This is a genomic window from Microbacterium hydrothermale, assembly GCF_004854025.1.
Taxonomy (GTDB): Bacteria; Actinomycetota; Actinomycetes; order Actinomycetales; family Microbacteriaceae; genus Microbacterium; species Microbacterium hydrothermale.
Genome location: NZ_STGM01000006.1, coordinates 141,334 through 162,430, shown reverse-complemented (window position 1 = coordinate 162,430; position 21,097 = coordinate 141,334). Strand labels below are relative to the sequence as shown.

Below are 21,097 nucleotides of genomic sequence, written 5' to 3'. Positions count from 1 at the left end.
CGAGCCGTCCGTCAGTTGATGATCTCGGCGTTCTCGTCGCGCATCTTCGCCAGACGCTCGCGCCAGAGCGCCAGAGCCTCCGGCGTCAGACGCGTCCAGTCGTCGCGCTCCGCGACGATCCGGAGGGATGCCGTGGTGCGGAACGACCGGGTCGGATTGCCGGGGTACTTCTTGTCGGTGACGTTCGGATCGTTCTCGAAGGGTCCGAGCGGTTCGACCTCGTAGACGCGGGGCGGTGCGCCACCGGGGATGATCTCCGCCGCCATGCCGGCCCCGTCGAGCAGCGCCGTGAAATACACGTGGTTCATCACGATCTCGGGGCGGTAGTTCGACCGGAATCCGGGGGTGAGGAGGTCGCCCACCCGGAGCGCCGCCCGGGTGCCGTGGAAGAACGGACCGGGATCGAGTGCGTCATCCATCCCGGAAGTGTCGCACGCCGGGCGCCGCGGACGCGCGTCAGTGCGTCAACGCCGCGAGAACGGCATCCGCGATCGCCCGGTGACCCGCGTCATTCGGGTGGAATTCGTCTCCGGCACCGGCGAACGTCTCCCGCCCGGCGGGGCCGTGGAACTCCGCGGTCGCGAAGGCCTCGGCGAGCGAGACGTACACGCCGGCGCGGGCCGCGCACGAGCGCGCGATGACCTCGTCGTAGGCCGCGCCGTCGGCGGTCCAGGTGCCGAGGCAGAGCAAACCGGCCTTCGGCGACGTCGATCGGATGCGATCGAGAAGGCTCGCGTACTGCTGTTCGAAGTCGGCGAGGGGTGTCGGCACCCCGACGTCGTTCGTGCCGAGCTCGACGACGGCGACCCCCACGTCGGAGGGGACGTCGGTGACGGCCGCGACGGTCGACAGCGTCTGCTGCGCCTGCGCGGCGCCCGTGACGTCGACCGATCCGATGTCGTCCGCGACGAGTCGGATGAAGCCCTGATCCTTCGTCGTCGCGAAGAATCCGGCGGTGAGGGAGTCGCCTGCGACCAGCATGCGGACGCTGCCGTCGTTCTTACGGTCGACGAGCACCGTCCCGGGCCGCGCGGTCGGGGTGGGTGTCGCGGTCGGGGTGGGGGTCGGCGACGGAGTGCGCGACGCCGCGGGGGTGGGCCGTGTCGACGCGGATGCCGCGGGCGCCGCCTCCGGCGCGTCCCGTGCCGCGGAGGTCATCACCGCGGCGACGCCGACGACGGCCGCGACCGCGACGACGCTGATCGCGACCGTCCAGGCCGCTCGGGGGCGCAACGAGGGGCTCAGCCCTCGATGCCGTTGATCATCTGGGTGATCTCGCGCTCGGTGTCGCGTCCCACGTTGCGTTCCTCCTGCAGCGACGGCATATCGCTCTCGTCGTCGACGGTGGGGTTCTCGAAAGGCTGCTTCTTGTCGTGATCCATGTACCGATGCTCACATGCGGACGGGCGTGAGGCGAGGGGTTGCGGACCGTGTCATCCGCGCAGGGAGTCGTCGCGCCATTCCACGCAGACCACCTCGCCGCGGAACACGGCTTCTTCCCGCTGACGCAGTTCGACGCGGCGGATCTTCCCCGAGATCGTCTTGGGCAGGTCGAAGAACTCCACACGGCGCACGCGCTGGAAGGGGGCGAGCCGCTCGCGGGCGAAACGCAGGATGTCGAGCGCGACCTCTTCGCCCTCCTCGTGCCCACCCGCCAGCACGATGTAGGCCTTCGGCACGGCCAGACGCAGGTCGTCGGGGGCGGGGACGACCGCGGCCTCGACGACGGCGGGGTGCTCGATGAGCACGCTCTCGAGCTCGAACGGACTGATCTTGTAGTCCGACGCCTTGAAGACGTCGTCGGTGCGCCCGATGTAGGTGATGCTGCCGGTCTCGTCGCGGCGGGCGACGTCGCCCGTGTGGAAGAGTCCGTCGGCGAACGCCTCGGCGTTGCGTTCGGCGTCGCCCACGTATCCGGTCATGAGATTGACCGGGCGGTCGGACAGGTCGATGCAGATCTCGCCCTCGTCGGCGCGCTCCCCCGAGACGGGGTCGACGAGCACCACCGGGCATCCCGGGAGCGGACGCCCCATCGACCCGGGCACGAGATCGGCGCCGGGCGTGTTCGCCACGACCGCGGTCATCTCGGTCTGCCCATACCCGTCGCGGATGTCGAGACCCCACGCGCGCTGCACTGAGGCGATCACCTCGGGGTTGAGCGGCTCGCCCGCCGACACGACCTCGCGCAGCGCCCCGCGGCGTCCGGTGAGGTCGGCTTGGATGAGCATGCGCCACACCGTCGGCGGCGCGCAGAACGTGGTGACCCGGTCGTTCTCGAGTTCGGTCAGCAGTCGCTCCGCCGAGAACCGCGAGTAGTTCAGCGCCAGCACGGTCGCGCCGGCGATCCACGGCGCGAAGAAGAGGCTCCACGCGTGCTTCGCCCACCCCGGCGAACTGATCGCCAGGTGCACATCGCCCGGCTGCAGCCCCAGCCAGTACATGGTGCTGAGGTGGCCGACCGGGTACGACGCGTGGGTGTGCTCGACCAGCTTCGGCTTCGACGTCGTGCCCGAGGTGAAGTAGAGCAGCAGCCGCTCGTCGGCGGTGGTCCCCGGATGCCGCGCCGGCTCGGCATCCTGGGCGAAGGCGTCGTCGTACGAGACCCACCCCGGGTGGGTTCCGCCCACGACGATGCGGCCGAGTCCCTCGGGGAGGTCGTCGAACTTGTCGGCGTCGGCCGCCCCGACGACCACGTGGCGGATGTCGGCGCGCGCGATGCGGTCGCCGAGGTCGACGCGTCCGAGGGCGGTGGTCGTGGGCGCGATGACCCCGCCGAGCTTCATGATGGCGAGCATCGCCTCCCACAGCTCGACCTGGTTGTTGAGCATGAGGAGCACGGCGTCGCCGCGCGCGACGCCCTGCGACGACAGCCACGCCGCGACCTGGTCGGAGCGACGCGCGAGCTCGTCGAAAGTGCGCTCGTGGTGTGTCTCGTCGTCGTCGACGACGATCAGCGCCGTCGCGTCGTTGCCGCGCGCCATGGGGTCGAACCAGTCGATCGCCCAGTTGAACGGCCCCTCGAAGCGCGGCCAGGCGAACGACGCGGCGCGCGCGGCGTCGGTGCGGGCGGCGAGGAGTTCGTCTCGGGCGGCGCGGTAGCGCTCGGTCGCGGACGCGGACGACGTGGGGATCATGGTGCTCCTTCGATCGCGTTCTACGCTAGACCTCTCCCGCCCGCCCGACCGCCGTGCGCGGTCGTCCCGAGCCGCGATCAGCCCGGCGGTCTCGCCGTCGAGGAGCGCGGGATGAGAGTGGGCATGACCCTCTCGATGCGCGCACCGCCCGGCGCGGCGAGGAGCAGGTCGAAAGCCGTCTCGGCGATGCGATCGAAGTGCGTGTGCACCGACGTCAACGGCACCGGCAGCCGCGAGACGAGGGGGATGTCGTTGTAACCGACCAGGGACAGGTCGCGCCCGACCGCCATCCCCAGCGACTGCGCCACGCTCGACACCCCCAGAGCGAGATTGTCGTTGGCGGCGAAGACGGCGGTCGGCGGACTCGGCGCATCGAGCAGTCGGCGGCCGGCATCGATCCCGTGATCGAGTCCGTATCCGACGGCCAGGACCCGTTCGTCGCGGAGCGGCGCTCCGGCCTCGCGCAGAGCACGCTCTGCACCCGCTCGGCGATCACGACCGCTCGAGGTGAACCACGGGCCCGTGACGATGCCGATGTCGCGGTGACCGAGATCGAGCAGGTGCCGCACCGCGAGATAGCCTCCCGTCTCGTCGTCGCCCAGCACAGACGGGCTGAGATCGTCGGTGCGCAGGGCGAGCACGTGGGGCACGCCGTCGTCGCGCAGCGACGCGGGAAGGGCGTCGTCGAGGCGGGCCGTGGCGAGGACGAGGCCGTCGACCCCGCGTCCCAGCAGCGTCTCGGTCGCGCGACGCTCGTCGTCGGCGTCGTCTCCGCACGTCGCGACGACCGCGAAGTAGCCGCGTCGACGGGCGGCGCGCTCCACCGCCTCGAACATCAGCGCCATCACGGCATCCGTCAGGCGCGGGACGAGCACCCCGATGGTGGCGGTGGCCCCGCGACGAAGGCTCGAGGCCGAGACGTTGCGCCGGTACCCGAGGTCGTCCGCGACAGCGCGCACGCGAGCGGCCGTGGCGGAGCTGGATCGCGGAATGCGGTCGTCGAGCACGCGACTGACGGTGGAGATGCTGACGCCCGAGGCGCGTGCGACGTCTTTCAGCGTGACGATGTGCCGCTCGCCCGTCTCGATGTCCGCCATGACGCCTCCTCGGGCCAGCCTACCCGGGCGTGAGGATCCTTCCCGGGAACGTTTTCATCCGAACCCTTGACATCGCCACGTCGGGCGGCGCACACTTGCAATCGTTCCTGCAAACGTTCCCACTCCGCAGGTGACTCGACGAAGAGACGACAGAAGGAGACGACGATGGTCCTCGACCTCCGCGGCCTGAACCCCGCCCCCGTTACCCCGTTCACCCCCGACGGCGACGTCGACTACGACGCCATCCAGCGCCTGGGCGCCTGGCTCGGATCAATCGACGGCGTCAAGAGCCTCGTCGTGCTCGGCCACGCCGGCGAGGGCACCTTCCTCACCGAGAAGGAGCAGCTCGACGTCATCCGCGCCTTCCGCGATTCCGTCGACGACCGGCTGCCGATCATCGCGGGCATCACGAAGGAGGGCAACCTCACCGCCGCCCTCGAGGCGAAGGATGCCGCCGCCGCCGGCGCGAAGGGTGCCCTGGTCTACCCCTCGCACGGCTGGCTGCGCTTCGGCTTCCAGCCCGGCGCTCCGCAGACCCGCTACCGCGCCATCTGGGAGGAGTCGGGCCTCGAGGAGATCCTCTTCCAGTACCCCGACAACACGAAGGCGTCGTACGACCTCGACACCCAGCTCGAGATCGCCGGGCAGGAGGGCGTGAACCACACCAAGAACGGCGTACGCAACATGCGGCGCTGGTACACCGAGATCCCCGCGCTCCGCGCCGCCTACCCCGAGCTGCAGGTGCTGTCGTGCCACGACGAGTACCTGCTGCCGACGATGTTCGACGTCGACGGTCTCCTGGTGGGCTACGGCAACATCGCGCCCGAGTTGCTCGTCGACCTCATCGAAGCGGGCAAGGCGCGCGACTACGCCGCCGCGCACGCCATCCACGAACGCCTGCTCCCGGTGACGAAGGCGGTGTATCACCGCGGTTCGCACATGGAGGGCACCGTCGCCCTCAAGCGGGGGCTGGTCAACCGTGGCATCCTGGATCACGCCACCGTGCGTGAGCCCCTGCTGCCCCTTCCGGCGGGAGCCGACGCCGAGATCGCCGCGGCCTTCGCCTCGGCCGAGCTCGGCAGCGTGGTCGTCCCGGCGTGACCCCGTGGGGCGGCCATCACCCGGCCGCCCCTCATGAACCCATCACGTCAACGACGACGGAAGGAACCAGCATGAGCGACCGCACCACCCAGCGACCACCCGCGACCCCCGGCACCGGCCACGGACGCGTCTCGACAGAGACGGTGCGCAGCATCGTCGAATCCCACCGCACGAGGCGCACGTTCTGGCGGCGCCTCGCCCTCATCGGCCCCGCGTTCGTCGCGGGCGCCTGGCAGTTCGGACCCGGCAACCTCACCACGGCGATGAACGCCGGAGCGCTCTACGGGTACGCCCTCATCTGGGTCATCGTCGTCTCGACGATCCTCATGATCTTCCTCACCGACATGAGCGTGCGCCTCGGCATCCGCACGCCCGTGTCTCTCATCTCGTCGATCAAAGACTCCCTCGGCACCTGGGCGGGAGTCGTCGCCGGCATCGGCGTCTTCCTCATCACCCTGTGCTTCTCGGTCGGCAACGCGGTCGGCTCGGGCGTGGGCCTGTCGATGCTGATCCCCGGCACCTCCCCGGTGATGTGGACGGTGATCTGCACGGTGCTCGTGGGCACCATCCTGCTGCTGAAGAAGATCTACGGCGTGGTCGAGAAGATCCTCATCGCCATCGTCGCCCTCATGGCGTTCTGCTTCATCGCCTCGGCCTTCGCATCGAATCCCGACTGGGCGGCGGCGGGAGCGGGCCTCATCCCCGTCGTCCCCGGCGGGGCCTGGCTTCTGATCATCGGGCTCGTGGGCACGAACTTCTCGATCAACGCCGCCTTCTTCGCGTCCTACGGCACCAAAGCCCGCCGGCGCGACGAGAGCGAGTACCGCGACATCACGATCGTCGACACGATCCCGGGCATCGTCGCCCCCGGTCTCATGACGGCGTTGGTCATCGTGGTGGCGGCATCCGTCCTCGGCCAGACCGGCGCGGACACGCCCGGCGCGTTCACGGGGCTCGCGAAGATCTTCGAACCGGTGGCCGGTCCCGTGGGCGCGTTCATCTTCGCGCTCGGCTTCTTCGGCGCCGCGTTCTCGTCGATGATCCCGAACTGCATCGCCGGCGGGACGATGCTCTCGGACGCGCTCGGGCGCGGCGCATCGGCCGAGACACGGACCGCCCGATTGGGCAGCGCCTTCATCCTGCTGTTCGGCATCGGCGTGACCCTCGCGTTCGCCGGCACCTCCCCCGTGCAGCTCATCGTGATCGCTCAGGCGTTGACCGTGCTCTTCGCCCCGATCCTCGCGGCGCTGATCATCGCGATGGCCAACAACCGGAAGCTGATGGGGCCGCTTCGCAACAAGTGGTGGCAGAACCTCGCGGGCGGCATCGGGCTGGTCGCGGTGGTGGCTCTTTCGATCCGCCTGCTGGTCAGCCTGATCGGCGGCTGACCGGCGCACGCACGACGACCCCCGGGACGGACGGACCTGCATCCGTCCCCCGGGGGTCGACCGTGTACGCCGACCTCACCCGCGCATTCCCGCGGCGAGCGCCGCATACGCGGCATCCCTCGCCTCGGGCGCCGACAGGAACACGTCGTGCAGGGCCCCGTCGATGCGGGCGATGGTGACGGTCGCGGCGATGCGCGTCGCCGCCCGGGCGATGTCGTCGACGACGAGCACCGAGTCGCTCGCGCGCATCGCGTCGCTCCAGCTGAGCGCCGAGGTCGACCGCTTCGACAGCAGCACGAGCGCCGGGCTCCCCACGTCGACCCCGGATGCCACACGCGCGTGGCCCGCGATGACCGCGGCCAACCAGCCGGGATGCGTCGGGAACCCCTGCGCCGGCCGCCACCCCTCGGGGGCCTCGGGGAGCGTCCCAAGTTCGCGCTGCGCACGCGTGTAGAACCCCAGGTCGACGACCGGGTGCGTCCCGAGCGGGTCGAGACGGGCGCGGACGTTGACGATCGGCGCGAGCGCCTGACGTCCGAGCGGTCCGAGCTGCAGTTCGAGCCAGGGGCTGTTCAACACCAGCAGGTCGGCGACGCCGGGGTGCCGCGCCGCCCACAGCGTGAGGGTGAGACCGCCCGTGCTGTGCCCGAGCAGCACGAGGCGGCGCCCCTCGCGGGCGGTGCCCATCGCATCCAGCGCCGCGGCGATGTCGGCGTCGTAGACGTCGAGCGACACCGTGTATCCGGGCGTCTGGCCGGGCCGCAGGCTGCGGCCGTACTTGCGCAGGTCGAGGGCGTGGAAGCGGGCGCCGCGATCCGTGAAGAAGCGGGCCAGTCCGGTCTGGAAGAAGTAGTCCGACCAGCCGTGCACGTAGAGCACATCGGCGTCGCGCCACTCGCCGAACAGGCGTGCGCCCGGGTGAGGGCGCGAGCGGACGAGCGTGGCGACGACCTCGCCCTCGTCGTCGGAACGCAGCGGCAGTGTCCGCTGCTCGAAGCCCTCGCCGAGGATGTCCGGATGCCACTCCCCCATCGCCTCAGCCTAGGGTGGGGCGTCTACCGTGTCCCGCACGGGCGAAACTCCGGAGAAATCACGGCTGAACAGGTCCGCAGCACCGCAGAAGGCACCGGGGCGCCGGAATGTCAGGAGTTCGGCACGCGCGCCGCCGACGCCTCCTCGCGCGACGCCCGCTCCTTCGCCCGCTCCAGCGCGCGCTTGCGCGCGGCGCGGGCGTCCTCCTCGAGCTTCTCGGCCTTCGCCTCGTCGCGCGTGAGGTTCACGCCCGTCTCCGGGTCGAACAGGTGCAGCGAGTCGGGCGAGAACCACAGGCGCGCGGCATCCCCCGCGCGGATCGAGCTCATGGCATCCAGAGCCACCACGAGTTCGGTGCGCAGGCTCTCGCCGTCGAGGTCGCGATCGAGCTCCGACAGCTTGTCCTTCACCGTGGCGTCGGTCTCATAGGGCACATAGGCGTAGAGCACCTCACCGAGCCACTCGGTCATCTCGATGTCGAGCTCGGCGGTGACGCCTCCCTCGAGGTCGCGCTCGGTGGCATCCGCGTCTTCGAAGGCGTCGGGGCGCACCCCGACGATCACGAGGTCACGGCCCTCGACCGCTGCGCGCAGGCGATCGTCGAGCGGCACGTCGGCGATCGGCAGGCGCAGCACGTCGCCGTCGACGGTTCCGCTGAGGAAGTTCATGGGCGGCGAGCCGATGAACCCGGCGACGAAGAGGTTCACCGGCTGGTCGTAGAGCCCGCGCGGGCTCGCGACCTGCTGCAGCTCGCCGCGGCGCAGCACCGCGACGCGGTCGCCGAGGGTCATGGCCTCGGTCTGGTCGTGCGTGACGTACACGGTCGTGATGCCGAGCGAACGCTGCAGGCGCGCGATCTCGGTGCGCATCTGTCCGCGCAGCTTCGCGTCGAGGTTCGACAGCGGTTCGTCGAAGAGGAACGCGCTGGCGTTGCGCACGATCGCGCGGCCCATCGCCACGCGCTGCCGCTGACCGCCCGAGAGGTTCGCGGGCTTGCGATCGAGGTGCTCGTCGAGCTCGAGCAGTTTCGACGCCCGGCGCACGCGCTCGTCGATCTCCTTGTCGTCGAGGTCGCTCGACTTGAGCCGCATCGGGAACGCGATGTTCTCGTACACCGTCAGGTGCGGGTACAGCGCGTAGTTCTGGAAGACCATCGCGAGGTTGCGGTCCTTCGGCGCCTTGTCGTTGACGACCTCGTCGGCGATCCTCAGCTCGCCGTCGGAGATGTCCTCGAGGCCCACGATCATGCGCAGCAGCGTCGACTTGCCGCAGCCCGAGGGCCCGACGAGGATCACGAACTCACCGTCGGCGATGTCGAGGTCGACGCCCTTGACCGCGGTGAAACCGTCGTCGTAGGTCTTGACGATTCTGTTGAGGGTGATGGATGCCATGACTCTCTCCTCTATCCCTTGACGGCGCCCTGCGTGAGTCCGGACACGATCCGGCGCTGGAAGATGACGACGACGATGACGATGGGGATCGTCACCACGATGGCGGCGGCCGAGATGGCGCCGGTGGGTTCTTCGAACTGCGAGGCCCCGGTGAAGAACGACAGCGCCGCGGGCACCGGGCGGGCCGCATCCGTCGACGTCAGCGAGATGCCGTAGACGAAGTCGTTCCACGCGATGAAGAACGCGATGATCGCGGTGGTGAACACCCCCGGGGCGGCGAGGGGGACGACCGTCTTGCGGAAGGCCTCGAACGGGGTCGCTCCATCGACCTGCGCGGCCTGCTCGAGCTCCCACGGGATCTGACGGAAGAAGGCCGCGAGCGTCCAGATCGAGATCGGCAGCGTGAGCGAGAGGTACGGGATGATCAGGCCGAGCCACGTGTCGTACAGCCCGACGACGCGCCACAGGTTGAACAGCGGGGTCACGATCGACACGATCGGGAAGACCGACACCGCGAGCGCCGTGGTGAGGATGATGCGCTTTCCCGGGAAGTCGAGGCGCGCGATCGCGTAGGCGCAGAGGGTCGCGAGCACCACCGCGACGAAGGTCGCGATGAGGGAGATGCCGATCGAGTTGCGCAGCGCCGGCAGGAAGAGGTCCTGCGCGCTGCCGCCCGGAGCGAGGATCGTCGCGTAGTTGTCGAGTGTCCATTCCTGCGGGAGGAGCGTGCCCGAGAAGAGCCCCGCCTGCGTCTTGAACGAGGTCATGAGGATCGAGAACACCGGGAACAGCGACCACACGAGCACGGCCGCGATGATCACGAGCCACACGATCCGCTGGGGCCAGGTCATTGCGCGCATCAGGAGTTTCTCCCCGCCGACAGATCCACTTTGAAGCCCTTGATGAAGATGCCCGCGATGATCAGCACGCTCAGGAACAGCAGCACCGAGATGGCGGACCCGAGGCCGATCTCGAGCCGTCCGATCGAGGTGTTGTAGGCCAGCAGCGACAGCGCCTCGGTGTCGTTGGCCCCCGCGGTCATGATGAAGATGTTGTCGAAGATGCGGAACGCCTCGAGGGTGCGGAACAGGACCGCGACCATGATCGCGGCCTTCATGTTGGGCAGGATGACGCGGCGCAGCACTTCCCACGACGTGGCCCCGTCGACCTTGGCGGCCTCCTCGAGGTCTCCCGGCACCTGCGCGAGGCCCGACAGCAGCAGCAGGGAGATGAACGGGGTCGTCTTCCAGACCTCGCTGAGGATGATGACGGTGAGCGAGGTGCCCTGGTACGCGAACCAGTTGAGGTTCTCGTCGAACCCGGGGATCCACGACAGCCAGTTGTTGACGTACCCGCCGGAGTTGATGTCGAAGGCGTAGAACCACGCGAACGCCGAGACGACGGTGATGATGCCGTACGGCACCAGGATCGCCGTGCGGGCGAAGCCGCGCAGCTTCTTGATCGCGCGGTGCATCACGAGCGCGAAGGCGAAGCCGATGATGAGCTCCAGCAGCACGGTCACGACCGTGATGAACAGCGTCACCCCCATCGACTGCCAGAACGCCGGGTCGCCGAGGATCACCTGGTAGTTGCGGAACCAGATGAACTCACGGTCGCCGGGCGCGGTGAGCCGCAGGCTGAACAGGGAATCCCAGATCGCCTGCACGATCGGGTACAGGGTGACCAGCAGCATGATGCCGAAGGCGGGGCCCGCGAGCATCCAGCCCAGGCGCGCCTCGGCGCGGGCGCGGTCGGAGCGACGCTTCTTCTTCGCGGGGGCCGCCGGCTCGGCGCGCCCCGTGGCGCGGGTGATCGTGTCGGTCACAGCAGTCGCTCCCCTCTGAGCACCGCGAGGATGAAGTCGGTCGAGGACTGCGGCGTCGAATCCGGGTTCACCGCGGTCGGCGGATGCCACGTGCGCTGCAGTCCGATGGAGATCTCGTTGTAGTACGGCGTCTGCGGACGCGGCGCGCCCAGCTGCAGGGACTCCGCGATGGTGGAGGCCATCGGGAACTTCTCGATCACCTCCGCGTCGTCGTATGCGGCGAGGTTCGAGGGCGGATTGCCGTTGGTGACGAAGTACTGCGCCTGGTTCTCGGGGCTGACGATGCACGCGACCGCCTGCCAGGCCAGGTCGACGTTCTCGCTGTAGGCCCCGACGCCGAGGTTGATGCCGCCGACGGGAGGCGCGGCCGGGGTGCCGGCATCCACCCGGGGGTAGACCGCCCAGCCGAGGTCGTCGACGACCTCGGGGGCCGAGCCCTGCATCGCCGGGTAGACGAAGGGCCAGTTGACCATGAACGAACCGTTGTCGCCCTGGAACAGGTTCATGCTCGCGTTCTCGTCGGCGGTGGGAAGACCCGGGCCGCCGAGCCCCGACGAACCGATGCGCCCGATGATGTCGGCGGCCTTCTTGCCGGCATCCGACTCGAGTCCGAGCTGCATCTCGTCGGGCTTGGCGTCGGGGTTCTCGAGGATCTGCCCGCCCCCGGATGCCACGAGCGCGTTGATCCACACGGTGAGCGACTCCGCGAGGGCGCCCTGCACGCCGAGCTGCTTGTTCTGGTCCTCGGCGGCCTGCATGATCTGGTCCCACGTCACGGGCTGGCTCATGTCGAGGCCCGCAGCCTCGGCGACCGACTTGCGATACCAGAGCAGCTGCGTGTTCGCCCAGAAGGGCACCGTGACGAGCTCGCCGTTCCAGCTGGCGGACTGCACCGCGCCCTGCACCACCCCGTCGGTGTTCTGCAGGTCGTCGGGCACCGGTGCGAGGAAGCCGGGTTCGGCGAGCTCGGGGGTGAACGGCGGGTCGAGGCTCATGATGTCGAGCGAGCGGTCGCTCGCCGCGAGACGCCGGGCGAGCTGCTCGCGCTGCGAGGCCGCGTCGCGCGGGAGCAGCGAGGTCTCGATGCGGTACGCCCCGTCGGCCGCCTCGGTGCAGGATGCCGCGATCTCGGCCTGACCACCGTCGTCGGGGTTGATGTACCAGGTGAGCGTCGGCACCCCGTCCCCGGCGGAACAGGCGCCGAGCGTTCCCGCGAGGGCCAGCGCCGAGGCTCCGGCCACGATCCGTCTGAGGTTTCGCATCCGGCCCCCTCGCCTCGGTGCGGGGACCTCACGGCCCCCTCGTCGTGGCTCCATCCTGCCGAGCAAAGGAATTCCACAGCCTCAGGCTTGCCCCCGCGAGGGACGGATGATATTCGCGAGGAGCCGCCTCGGGGACGTGAAGAGACGGCGTTCGCGCGCTCCGGCGGGCGCGCCGGCGCGACTGAGCCCGGACGCCGAAGAGCCGCCCACGTCGCCACGACGGGGCGGCTCTCCGAGACGCGGGTCACTCCCCGCGCGAAATCGCGATCATCTCGTCGCGGGGCACGAGATCTTCTCGCCGGCCCCGCCGGGGCCGAGGGTCACTCCCCGCGCGAAATCGCGATCATCTCGTCGCGGGGCACGACCTTGATGCGGGCGCGCTCGTGCGGGGCGCCGAGGGCCATCTCGTGCTCGTCGAGGCGGTGCCAGCCGTCGAGGTCGGTCCAGCGCACCCCGCGCTCCGCGAGAAGGGCCGGGATGGCCTCCTCCTCGGGGTGCTCGGGCTGCCACCAGTCGCCCTGGTCGTTGATCACGTGGCGCACCGTCTCCATGGCATCCGACTTGGTGTGTCCGATGAGACCGACGGGGCCGCGCTTGATCCACCCGGTGGCGTACAGTCCCGGCATCCGGGAGTTCGACTCGGCCGAGAGCACCTGGCCCTCGTGGTTGGGGATGACGCCGCGCAGCTCGTCGAAGGGGATGTCCTTCAGCGGCGACCCGAAGTAGCCGACGGCGCGGTAGATCGACTGGATCGGAACCTCGCGGATCTCGCCGGTGCCGACGACCCCGCCCTCGGCGTCGGGCTTCGTGCGCTCGTACCGCAGGGCGGCGACGCGACCGTCGGCGTCCTTCACGACCTCGAGCGGCTTGGCCCAGAAGTGCAGGTGGAGGCGGCGCGAGGCCTCTCCCCCGGCGTTGTTGACGCCCGGGCGCGTGCGCCACTGCTGCAGGACGCGGTCGATGACCTTGACCTGCTTATTGGTCTCGATCGCGGCCTTCGAGGCCTCGTCGTAGTCGAAGTCCTCGTCGTAGACGACCATGTCGACGTCACGCAGCTCACCGAGCTCGCGCAGTTCGAGCGGGGTGAACTTCACCTGCGCGGGGCCGCGGCGGCCGAAGACGTGCACGTCCGTGACGGGCGAGGCCTTCAGGCCCTGGTACACGTTGTCGGGAACCTCGGTGGGCAGCAGGTCGTCGGCGTGCTTGGCGAGCATGCGCGTGATGTCGAGGGCCACGTTGCCGTTGCCGATCACCGCGACCGACTCGGCCTCGAGCGGCCACGTGCGCGGCACATCGGGGTGGCCGTCGAACCAGCTGACGAAGTCGGCGGCGCCGTAGGAGCCCTCCGCGTCGATACCGGGGATGTCGAGATCGGCGTCGCGGATCGCGCCGGTCGAGAAGATGACGGCGTTGTAGTGCTTCTTGAGGTCGTCGAGGGTGATGTCCTCGCCGAAGCGGACGTTGCCGAAGATGCGGATGTCGCCGCGGTCGAGCACCTCGCGCAGGGCCGTGATGACGCCCTTGATGCGCGGGTGGTCGGGGGCAACGCCGTAGCGGACCAGGCCGTAGGGCGCGGGGAGCTGCTCGAAGAGGTCGATGGAGACGTCGAACTGACGCTCGGCTTTCAGCAGGATGTCGGCGGCGTAGATGCCGGCGGGGCCGGCTCCGACGATGGCGAGGCGCAGCTTCGTCATGGGTTCCTCTCGATCGCGATCGGGGGGTGGTGGAAAAAGGTCAGGCCGAGCGGTCGGCCACGGCGCGGGCGAAGCGCGTCAGCGCTTCGCGCACGGCGCCGTCGGGCAGCGGCGCGAGAGCGTCGATGGCCTCCTGCGACCAGCGGTGCGCGAGAGCGAGGGTCTCGTGCGTGGTCTCGTGGTCGCGCAGCTCGGCGAGCGCACCGTCGAGGATCGACGGGTCGGCACCGGCGGCGATGCGCTCCTGACCGTCGTCGATGCGGGCCCGCAGGTCGGCGGATGCCGAGTCGGAACGGTGGCCGAGCAGCAGGTACGGCATGGTCGGCACGCCCGCGCGCAGGTCGGTGCCGGGGACCTTGCCGGTCTCGGACGGGTCGGGAGACAGGTCGATCACGTCGTCGAGCAGCTGGAAGGCGACGCCGGCCTTCTCGCCGAAGACGACCATGGGCTTCTCGAACTCCTCGGGGGCTCCCGAGTAGATGACGCCCGACTGCGCGGCCGCGGCGATGAGCGAGCCGGTCTTGTCGGCCAGCACCTGCAGGTAGAAGTCGACGGGCTCGTCACCCTCCTGGGGGCCGACGGTCTCGTGCATCTGGCCCAGCACGAGGCGCTCGAACGTGTCGGCCTGCAGCTGGATCGCACGCTCGCCGCGGCGGGCCATGAGCTGGCTCGCCCGGGCGAAGAGCAGGTCTCCGGTGAGGATGGCGATGTTGTTGCCCCACACCGTCTGCGCGCTGGGCACGCCGCGGCGCTTGTCGGCGCCGTCCATGACGTCGTCGTGGTACAGCGAGCCGAGGTGGGTCAGTTCGAGGGCCGTGGCGACCTCGACGACCTCTTTCGTCGTGCCCTGGCCGAGCTGCGCCGTGAGGATCGCGAGCATCGGGCGCACGCGCTTTCCGCCGGCCTCGTAGAGGTAGCGCGCGGTGACGTCGGCGAGCTTGTCGGCGCTGCGCACCTCGCCCTCGAGCTCCGTCTCGACGCGCGCGAGACCCGCCTCGACGGTGGAGAGGAGGGTGCGAGAACGCAGGCCGGCGAAGATGCGGTCGCTCAGGCCCAACTTTCCCGACAGGCGGGTGTTGGCCGCAGACGGTCTCGGGGTCACGATTTCAGCCTATCCTGGCGTGGCCGGAGGCCGCCGCGGGTATCTCGACGGTTGACAGGGCCTCAGGAGGCCGGGCGGATGCCGCGGTGCAGCGCGACGATCCCGAACGACAGGTTGCGGTACGCCACCTCGTCCCATCCCGAGTCCCGCATCCAGCGGGCCAGCGTCGGCTGGTCGGGCCAGTCGCGGATCGACTCGTTGAGGTAGTCGTAGGCCTCGGCGTTGCTGCTCACGGCCTTCGCCACGACCGGGAGGACGCGGTCGTTGTAGAAGCGGTAGAGCGCGTTGAACGCACGAGACGGCGGGTGGGAGAACTCGCACACGACGATGCGCCCGCCGGGGCGGGTGACGCGGCGCAGCTCGCGCAGCGCGCGCCGCGGGTCGTTGACGTTGCGCAGCCCGAACGACATCGTCACCGCGTCGAACTCGCCGTCGTCGAACGGCAGGTCGGTGGCATCCGCCTGCACGAACTCGAGGTTCGGGACGTCTCCGTGTCGGCGACGGCCCTCGGCGATCATGCCCTTCGAGAAGTCCGCGGCGACCACGTGCGCCCCGCTCGGCACGAACGCCATCGACGAGGTACCCGTCCCCGCCGCGAGGTCGAGGATGCGCTCGCCCCGCTTCGGCGCCACGGCCCGCAGGACGGCCGTGCGCCAGAGCCGGTCGTTGCCGAGGCTGAGGACCGAGTTGGTGCGGTCGTACGCGGCGGCGACCTGGTCGAACATGCCGCTGACGCGCTGCGGGTCTTTGCCGAGGTCGGCGCGGTTGGGGTCGCTGCTCACCCGTCGAGTCTAGGCGGGCGCCGGGTCGTCGTCGCCGGGGGTTGCCAGCGCCGCGAGGCGCTCCAACCAGGGGCCGGTCACCTCGTCCGAGAACGGGGCCTCCCGATCGCGCACGCGTCGTTCGAGGTCGGTGGCCGTGGCATCCAGGTGCTCGACGATGTCGAGGGGGTAGCCGTACCGCACGCGGTGCTCGTCCCACTCGTCGCGATCGTCGATCCAAGTACCGCGCTCGTCGGTGCGGCGCACGACGTCGAGGTCCATGTCGATGCCGCGGGGCACGCCGTCGTCGTGCCAGCGCACGTCCCACGCGAGGTCGATGTAGACGGCGACCGGGTGCGGGTCGGCGTTGTGCGTGAACGCCCAGTCGCCGCTGGCCGGAACGAGGGTCACGTTCGGCTGACGGCAGACGAACTCCGCTCCGGGCCGCGCGCTGCGCCACCCCACCTGCTGGCCGAACCACTCGCCCCACTCGTCGGAACCGAGGTAGACGCTGTCCTGCACCCAGTGCGGCGAGCCGTCCCACTTGCGCCACTCGAACATCAGGCGGGTGCCGGGGGCGGGACGCGTATCCATGTTCCGGAGTCTAAAACGCTCCCGACCCCGGCCTCCGCGCGCTCGCGGACACGACGCAGGAGTCAACGACCTCGACGCCGCGAAAGCGGCCCTGCGACGCCGCCGGGAGCGGGATCTCCTGCGTCGTGCACGCCGCGTCTGCTCGACGCTGGAGCATCCGGATGCCGCGCACCGCCGCACCGATCGGCGCGGGTCTACGCTGGCTGACGTGCTCGAACCCGCGGAAGACGTCGTGCCGCGCCTGCGCGTGATCACGCGCGAGATCCCCCCGATGGACGACGTCCTGGCGTACACGACGCCGTACGACCCTCTCTTCTGGAGCCGGCGCGGGGAGTCGCTCGCGGCGTTCGGCGACCTGCTCACGCTGCGGTACGTCGGCGCGCAGCCGGGTGACGCGACCATCTCGGAGCGGTGGCGGGCGATCGCCGCGGCCGCCGACGTCGACGACCCCGTGCAGCTGCCGGGAACCGGTCTCGTGGCCTTCGGCTCGTTCGTCTTCGACCCCCGCTCCGAGCGCGAGAACGTGCTGCGCGTGCCCGGCATGATCGTCGGACGCCACAGCGGCCGGGCCTGGGTCACGCGCCTGGCCTTCGACGACACCCCCGACGAGCCCGAGCCCGAGCTGCCCCCGCGCTCCCCCTTCGGTCCGCACTGGTCGGCCACCCTGGGCCCCGGTCGGCAGACGGCCGAGAAGTACCAGGACGCCGTCCGCCAGGCCATCGAGGCCATCGGCGCCCGCGAGGTGGCCAAGGTCGTGCTCGCGCGCGACATCACCGGGACGGTTCCGGCCGGCTCCGACCTGCGGCGCCTGGTGCGCTCCCTCCTCGAGGGATACCCCGACTGCTGGGTGTTCGCCGTCGACGGCCTGATCGGGGCGAGCCCCGAGACGCTGGTGACGGTGTCGGACGGCACGGTGACGGCGCGCGTGCTCGCCGGGACCGTGGCGCGCGGCGGGGACGCCGACGCCGACGTCGCGGCATCCATCGCCCTCACCGAGAGCACCAAGGACCAGGACGAGCACCGCTTCGCCGTGCAGAGCGTCCTGAAAGCCCTCGCCCCCCACACCTCGTCGCTCGCGGCCGAGTCGCGGCCCTTCACCCTCAAGCTGCCGAACGTCTGGCACCTCGCCACCGACGTCGAGGGCGTGCTCAGCGAAGACGCTTCCTCTCTCGACCTGCTCTCGGTGCTCCACCCCACCGCCGCCGTCGCGGGGACGCCCACGGCCGCGGCGATGGAGGTCATCCGCCGCCTCGAGCCCTTCGACCGCGGGCGCTACGCCGGGGCCGTCGGGTGGACCGGCGCCTCGGGAGACGGCGAGTGGGCGATCGCGCTGCGGTGCGCGCAGATCGATCGGTCGGCCCCGTCGTCGCCGACGGCGCCGATCACCGCCTATGCCGGCGCGGGGATCGTCGCCGACAGCGTGCCGGAGTCCGAGCTGCTGGAGACGCGCGTGAAGTTCCGTCCGATCGTCGAGGCCCTGGCCTGAGTCACGACGCGGCGAGACGCCGGCGCTCCTCCTCGACGTCGTAGTCGGCCGCCGGCCACTGCGGGTCGATGTCGACCAGCGCGTCGATCAGCAGCTGCTGCACCGCGAGGCGGGCGTACCACTTGCGGTCGGCGGGCACCACGTGCCACGGGGCGACCGGTGTCGAGGTGCGCTCGATGGCGACCTGGTACGCGTCCATGTAGTCGTCCCAGAGCTCGCGCTCGTCGACGTCGGAGGGGTTGTACTTCCAGTGCTTGTCGGGGCGATCGAGCCGCTTCGCCAGGCGCTCGCGCTGCTCGTCCTTCGAGATGTGCAGCATCACCTTGACCACTCGGATGCCCATCTCGGCCGCCTGCGCCTCGAAAGCGACGATGGCGCCGTACCGACGGTCGATCTCGTCGGCGGGGGCGAGGGAACGCACGCGTCCGATGAGCACGTCCTCGTAGTGCGAGCGGTCGAACACCCCGATGTGACCGGTGTTCGGCAGGCGCTTCTCGATGCGCCACAGGAAGTCGTGGGCGAGCTCCTCGCTGGTCGGCTTCTTGAACGACGCGAGCTCGACGCCCTGAGGGTCGACCGCCCCCACGACGTGGCGCACGATGCCGCCCTTGCCCGCGGTGTCCATCGCCTGCAGCACCAGCAGCACCGAACCGGTCGCGGTGCCGGCCACGCTCTCGGCGAAGAGTCGCTCCTGCAGATCCTCCAGCGGCTCGCGGCCCGCGTCGAGATCGGCCTTGCCGTCGTCCTTGTCTCCGTCGTACCCCGGTGTCGACCGCGTGTCGATGTCGGCGAGGCGGAACCCCGGGTCGACGCGCAGGGCGTCGGCGGCGGGCGTGGACCATCTCTGGCTTCTGCTCATCCCGACATGGTGCCGTGGCATCCGGGATCGACGCCAGAGCTTGACGGGATCCGCACGGGCGCGGGAGACCCCGACCCGGCTCTCAGCGCGGGAGCGGCACCTCGATCAGCTGGCGTCCCCCGCTCGGGGCGGTGAGCACCTGGTCGAGGGCGACCCGGGTGGTGCAGCGGTGGTACTCCCACCCGAAGGCGAGGGCGAGCTGTTCGAGTCGCGCGGTCTGCGGGGTGTACTGCACGCGCGTCATCGCGTCGTCACCGGCGACGGATGCCACCTCGAGACCGTCGAAGATCGTGCCGCCGCCGTCGTTGCCGACGACGACCTGCAGGCGCGGCTCCTGCTCGCCGGGAGGCAGCAGCAGCGCGCCCATGTCGTGCAGGAACGCGAGGTCTCCTAGCAGGAGGCGGGTCACGCCGGGCCGTTCGTCGACCTGGCTGGCGAGGGCGACCCCGGTCGCCGTCGCGATGGTCCCATCGATCCCGGCGAGCCCGCGGTTGGAGTGCACGGTGACCTTCTTGCCGCCGAGCAGCTCGTCGGCGACGCGCACGATGCGCGACGAACCGAACACCAGGCGGTCGTGCGGCCAGGTGGCCCGCCACAGCGCGTCGACGAGAGCGGGCCGGTCGACGGGGGCGCGCATGACGCCGACCTCGGCGTTGATCGCGCCGAGGCGTTCGGCGGGGACCGCGGAGGCCAGTCCCTCGGCGTCGGGAGCCGGGGGCGAGAGGTCGACCGCGGCGTCGCGCGACGCGCGCATCCACTCACCGAGCCACGCGCGATCGTCCGTGCCCGTCGCCCGGACGGCGTCGACGGCCGTCGTCGCGCCGTTCAGGTTGACGGGTTCGCCCGGACCGCGTACCGCGAGGATCTCGACGTCGTCGCGCATGAGCAGACGCGTCACCTCGCGGCTGAGGGTGGGCCGGCCGAAGACGACGACGCGCTCCACCCGTCCGCCGAGGTCGGGGTCGCTCAGCAGGGCCCGGTAGCCGTGCACCACGTGCCGGCCGAAGCGCGCGCCGCTGACGATCTCGGCGACCAGCGGGAAGCCGCCCTCGTGCGCGAACTGCTCCGCGGCGGGTCCCGCGTCGGCTCCCGCGACCACGATGGTGCGGGGGCCGGCCGCGACGGGGTGCGCAGCCCCGGTCTCCGGCGCGACGTCGGCGATGCCGATGCCGCCCCCACCCTGGTACAGCGCCCCGGAGAGGTCGCCGTCATCGGGGATGACGGCCTCGGCGGCGGCGGTGTCGGAGTCTCGGGATGCCGCCCGCTCGAGCAGCCACGACGGCACCGCGCCGGCGAGCGGCTCGCGGAAGGGCACGTTGAGGTGAACCGGGCCGGCCGCGCGCGCACCCTCGCCGAGGGAGGCGCCCATCGCCTCGGCGGCGACCTGGTCGAGGGCGACGCTCTGCGCGTCGTCGCCGGTGTGGTCGACGGCCTCCGGCACGGCGAGATCCGCCTCGAAGCGCGTCGCCGAGCGGAACAGCCCCGGCTGGCGGGTGGTCTGATTCGCTCCGACCCCGCGCAGCTCGGGCGGCCGATCCCCGGTGAGGAGCAGGAGCGGGACCCCCGCGTGATGGGCTTCGAGAGCGGCGGGGAGGAGGTTGGCCACGGCGGTGCCCGAGGTGCACACGACGACGGCCGGCATCCCGGTCTCGCGCCCGATGCCGAGCGCCGTGAACCCCGCGACGCGCTCGTCGATGCGCACGTGCAGGCGCACGAGCCCGGCGCGCTCGAGCTCGGCCGCGACGAGGGCGAGCGCCTGCGAGCGGGAACCCGGGCTGACCACGATGTGCTGGACGCCGCGGGCCACGAGACCCGCGAGAAGGGCGGCCGCCGCGTCGGTGGCGGGCGCGGCGGAGCGGTCGTTCGGCGAGGTCACGACGGGCTCAGCCGACGGTGCCGCGCTGACCGCGGGTGTCGTCGTCGCCGGGCTTTCCGCTGCCGGGGGTGTCGCCCGGGTCGGTGGTGCGCGGCGGACGGGGCGGGTCGTCGGCATCGGCGTCGAGCTGCGCGAGCTCTTCTTCGAGGCGGCGGATGCGCTCGTCCTGCTCGGCTCGGGCCGAGGCCGTCATGCGTCCGAGGAACTCGGGGTCGTCATCGGGCGCCCGCCGCACGACCGTCTGGCTCGCACGGCCGCGGCCGATCGCGAACCACAGGATGCCGCCGAGCACCGGGAGCAGGATGACGATGGCCAGCCACGCCGGCTTGCTCACCCCGCGGTGACGAGAGGGGGGTTGCACAGCGCAATCGACGATCGTGTAGACCCAGAACAGGACCGCCACGAGCGCCAGGATGAGAAGCAGCCGTGCCATGGACTGATTCTACGTGCGGCGGCTGGACGGGGGCCCGGAGACCGCGAGCCTTCGCCCACCGT

At 70.8% G+C, this 21,097-nt stretch carries 21 protein-coding genes; 4 read left to right on the top strand and 17 right to left on the bottom strand.

What is annotated here, in order from left to right:
• Positions 1–11 precede the first annotated feature (11 nt).
• The gene (gene arr / locus FB047_RS12825) at positions 12–419 is read right to left on the bottom strand and encodes an NAD(+)--rifampin ADP-ribosyltransferase (RefSeq protein ID WP_136587601.1); all 408 of its coding nucleotides are present in this window, start codon (positions 417–419) and stop codon (positions 12–14) included.
• A 37-nt stretch (positions 420–456) separates the two neighbouring features.
• The gene (locus tag FB047_RS12820) at positions 457–981 is read right to left on the bottom strand and encodes an SGNH/GDSL hydrolase family protein (RefSeq protein WP_240752797.1); all 525 of its coding nucleotides are present in this window, start codon (positions 979–981) and stop codon (positions 457–459) included.
• Between FB047_RS12820 and FB047_RS17255 the strand changes: the two genes are divergently transcribed.
• The gene (locus FB047_RS17255; protein WP_240752795.1) at positions 956–1,261 is read left to right on the top strand and encodes a hypothetical protein; all 306 of its coding nucleotides are present in this window, start codon (positions 956–958) and stop codon (positions 1,259–1,261) included. The genes FB047_RS12820 and FB047_RS17255 overlap by 26 nt on opposite strands.
• Here the strand turns inward: FB047_RS17255 and FB047_RS16965 are convergent.
• The 3 genes from FB047_RS16965 to FB047_RS12810 form a co-directional block, all read right to left on the bottom strand.
• Positions 1,242–1,382, bottom strand: a complete 141-nt coding sequence (locus tag FB047_RS16965; protein WP_167494238.1) for a hypothetical protein — start codon at positions 1,380–1,382, stop codon at positions 1,242–1,244. The two genes, FB047_RS17255 and FB047_RS16965, sit on opposite strands and share 20 nt — an antisense overlap.
• Positions 1,383–1,433: 51 nt before the next feature.
• Positions 1,434–3,134: an AMP-binding protein gene (locus FB047_RS12815; RefSeq protein ID WP_136587600.1), complete on the bottom strand. Its 1,701-nt coding sequence runs from the start codon at positions 3,132–3,134 to the stop codon at positions 1,434–1,436.
• A 77-nt stretch (positions 3,135–3,211) separates the two neighbouring features.
• Complete coding sequence (locus tag FB047_RS12810; protein WP_136587599.1) at positions 3,212–4,231, bottom strand: LacI family DNA-binding transcriptional regulator; 1,020 nt, start codon at positions 4,229–4,231, stop codon at positions 3,212–3,214.
• A 165-nt stretch (positions 4,232–4,396) separates the two neighbouring features.
• On the opposite strand from FB047_RS12810, the gene FB047_RS12805 reads away from it, so the two are divergent.
• Both FB047_RS12805 and FB047_RS12800 read left to right on the top strand, forming a co-directional pair.
• The gene (locus FB047_RS12805; protein WP_136587598.1) at positions 4,397–5,332 is read left to right on the top strand and encodes a dihydrodipicolinate synthase family protein; all 936 of its coding nucleotides are present in this window, start codon (positions 4,397–4,399) and stop codon (positions 5,330–5,332) included.
• Between the two features lie 71 nt (positions 5,333–5,403).
• Positions 5,404–6,720: an Nramp family divalent metal transporter gene (locus tag FB047_RS12800; RefSeq protein ID WP_136587597.1), complete on the top strand. Its 1,317-nt coding sequence runs from the start codon at positions 5,404–5,406 to the stop codon at positions 6,718–6,720.
• A 75-nt stretch (positions 6,721–6,795) separates the two neighbouring features.
• On the opposite strand, the gene FB047_RS12795 is transcribed toward FB047_RS12800, so the two are convergent.
• The 9 genes from FB047_RS12795 to FB047_RS12755 form a co-directional block, all read right to left on the bottom strand.
• Complete coding sequence (locus FB047_RS12795; RefSeq protein ID WP_136587596.1) at positions 6,796–7,752, bottom strand: alpha/beta hydrolase; 957 nt, start codon at positions 7,750–7,752, stop codon at positions 6,796–6,798.
• A gap of 110 nt (positions 7,753–7,862) precedes the next feature.
• Positions 7,863–9,143, bottom strand: a complete 1,281-nt coding sequence (locus FB047_RS12790) for an ABC transporter ATP-binding protein (RefSeq protein ID WP_136587595.1) — start codon at positions 9,141–9,143, stop codon at positions 7,863–7,865.
• A gap of 11 nt (positions 9,144–9,154) precedes the next feature.
• Complete coding sequence (locus FB047_RS12785; protein WP_136587594.1) at positions 9,155–10,003, bottom strand: carbohydrate ABC transporter permease; 849 nt, start codon at positions 10,001–10,003, stop codon at positions 9,155–9,157.
• Positions 10,003–10,968, bottom strand: a complete 966-nt coding sequence (locus tag FB047_RS12780; RefSeq protein WP_136587593.1) for a carbohydrate ABC transporter permease — start codon at positions 10,966–10,968, stop codon at positions 10,003–10,005. Before FB047_RS12780 ends, FB047_RS12785 begins: the two co-directional genes overlap by 1 nt.
• Entirely contained in the window at positions 10,965–12,230 is a 1,266-nt protein-coding gene (locus FB047_RS12775) for an extracellular solute-binding protein (RefSeq protein WP_136587592.1), read from the bottom strand. Before FB047_RS12775 ends, FB047_RS12780 begins: the two co-directional genes overlap by 4 nt.
• A 320-nt stretch (positions 12,231–12,550) precedes the next feature.
• A complete protein-coding gene (locus FB047_RS12770; RefSeq protein WP_136587591.1) occupies positions 12,551–13,924 on the bottom strand; it encodes an FAD-dependent oxidoreductase in 1,374 nt (457 codons plus the stop codon).
• A gap of 40 nt (positions 13,925–13,964) precedes the next feature.
• Positions 13,965–15,026: a polyprenyl synthetase family protein gene (locus FB047_RS12765; RefSeq protein ID WP_136587590.1), complete on the bottom strand. Its 1,062-nt coding sequence runs from the start codon at positions 15,024–15,026 to the stop codon at positions 13,965–13,967.
• A gap of 62 nt (positions 15,027–15,088) precedes the next feature.
• On the bottom strand, positions 15,089–15,808 hold the full coding sequence (locus FB047_RS12760) for a demethylmenaquinone methyltransferase (protein ID WP_136587589.1): 720 nt from the start codon (positions 15,806–15,808) through the stop codon (positions 15,089–15,091).
• 9 nt (positions 15,809–15,817) lie between these two features.
• Positions 15,818–16,381, bottom strand: coding sequence for a DUF402 domain-containing protein (locus FB047_RS12755; RefSeq protein WP_136587588.1), 564 nt, complete (start codon positions 16,379–16,381; stop codon positions 15,818–15,820).
• 271 nt (positions 16,382–16,652) lie between these two features.
• Here FB047_RS12755 and FB047_RS12750 point away from each other — a divergent pair, with 271 nt between their 5' ends.
• A complete protein-coding gene (locus FB047_RS12750) occupies positions 16,653–17,867 on the top strand; it encodes an isochorismate synthase (protein WP_136587658.1) in 1,215 nt (404 codons plus the stop codon).
• Position 17,868: 1 nt separating this feature from the next.
• Here the strand turns inward: FB047_RS12750 and FB047_RS12745 are convergent, their stop codons facing one another.
• The 3 genes from FB047_RS12745 to FB047_RS12735 form a co-directional block, all read right to left on the bottom strand.
• Positions 17,869–18,726: a PPK2 family polyphosphate kinase gene (locus tag FB047_RS12745; RefSeq protein ID WP_136587587.1), complete on the bottom strand. Its 858-nt coding sequence runs from the start codon at positions 18,724–18,726 to the stop codon at positions 17,869–17,871.
• Between the two features lie 82 nt (positions 18,727–18,808).
• The gene (gene menD, locus FB047_RS12740; RefSeq protein ID WP_136587586.1) at positions 18,809–20,719 is read right to left on the bottom strand and encodes a 2-succinyl-5-enolpyruvyl-6-hydroxy-3-cyclohexene-1-carboxylic-acid synthase; all 1,911 of its coding nucleotides are present in this window, start codon (positions 20,717–20,719) and stop codon (positions 18,809–18,811) included.
• Positions 20,610–21,035, bottom strand: a complete 426-nt coding sequence (locus FB047_RS12735) for a PLD nuclease N-terminal domain-containing protein (protein WP_136587585.1) — start codon at positions 21,033–21,035, stop codon at positions 20,610–20,612. Before FB047_RS12735 ends, menD begins: the two co-directional genes overlap by 110 nt.
• Between the last annotated feature and the right edge of the window lie 62 nt (positions 21,036–21,097).

What these genes read in the sequence shown, in the direction of transcription:
- FB047_RS16965 (WP_167494238.1), bottom strand. Translation starts at nt 1,382, where the DNA reads ATGGATCACGACAAGAAGCAGCCTTTCGAGAACCCCACCGTCGACGAC.
- FB047_RS12815 (WP_136587600.1), bottom strand. Translation starts at nt 3,134, where the DNA reads ATGATCCCCACGTCGTCCGCGTCCGCGACCGAGCGCTACCGCGCCGCC.
- FB047_RS12790 (WP_136587595.1), bottom strand. Translation starts at nt 9,143, where the DNA reads ATGGCATCCATCACCCTCAACAGAATCGTCAAGACCTACGACGACGGT.
- FB047_RS12800 (WP_136587597.1), top strand. Translation starts at nt 5,404, where the DNA reads ATGAGCGACCGCACCACCCAGCGACCACCCGCGACCCCCGGCACCGGC.
- FB047_RS12820 (WP_240752797.1), bottom strand. Translation starts at nt 981, where the DNA reads ATGCTGGTCGCAGGCGACTCCCTCACCGCCGGATTCTTCGCGACGACG.
- FB047_RS12750 (WP_136587658.1), top strand. Translation starts at nt 16,653, where the DNA reads ATGGACGACGTCCTGGCGTACACGACGCCGTACGACCCTCTCTTCTGG.
- FB047_RS12775 (WP_136587592.1), bottom strand. Translation starts at nt 12,230, where the DNA reads ATGCGAAACCTCAGACGGATCGTGGCCGGAGCCTCGGCGCTGGCCCTC.
- FB047_RS12795 (WP_136587596.1), bottom strand. Translation starts at nt 7,752, where the DNA reads ATGGGGGAGTGGCATCCGGACATCCTCGGCGAGGGCTTCGAGCAGCGG.
- FB047_RS12785 (WP_136587594.1), bottom strand. Translation starts at nt 10,003, where the DNA reads ATGCGCGCAATGACCTGGCCCCAGCGGATCGTGTGGCTCGTGATCATC.
- FB047_RS12755 (WP_136587588.1), bottom strand. Translation starts at nt 16,381, where the DNA reads ATGGATACGCGTCCCGCCCCCGGCACCCGCCTGATGTTCGAGTGGCGC.
- FB047_RS12745 (WP_136587587.1), bottom strand. Translation starts at nt 18,726, where the DNA reads ATGAGCAGAAGCCAGAGATGGTCCACGCCCGCCGCCGACGCCCTGCGC.
- FB047_RS12770 (WP_136587591.1), bottom strand. Translation starts at nt 13,924, where the DNA reads ATGACGAAGCTGCGCCTCGCCATCGTCGGAGCCGGCCCCGCCGGCATC.
- FB047_RS12810 (WP_136587599.1), bottom strand. Translation starts at nt 4,231, where the DNA reads ATGGCGGACATCGAGACGGGCGAGCGGCACATCGTCACGCTGAAAGAC.
- arr (WP_136587601.1), bottom strand. Translation starts at nt 419, where the DNA reads ATGGATGACGCACTCGATCCCGGTCCGTTCTTCCACGGCACCCGGGCG.
- FB047_RS12735 (WP_136587585.1), bottom strand. Translation starts at nt 21,035, where the DNA reads ATGGCACGGCTGCTTCTCATCCTGGCGCTCGTGGCGGTCCTGTTCTGG.
- menD (WP_136587586.1), bottom strand. Translation starts at nt 20,719, where the DNA reads ATGCCGACGACCCGCCCCGTCCGCCGCGCACCACCGACCCGGGCGACA.
- FB047_RS12805 (WP_136587598.1), top strand. Translation starts at nt 4,397, where the DNA reads ATGGTCCTCGACCTCCGCGGCCTGAACCCCGCCCCCGTTACCCCGTTC.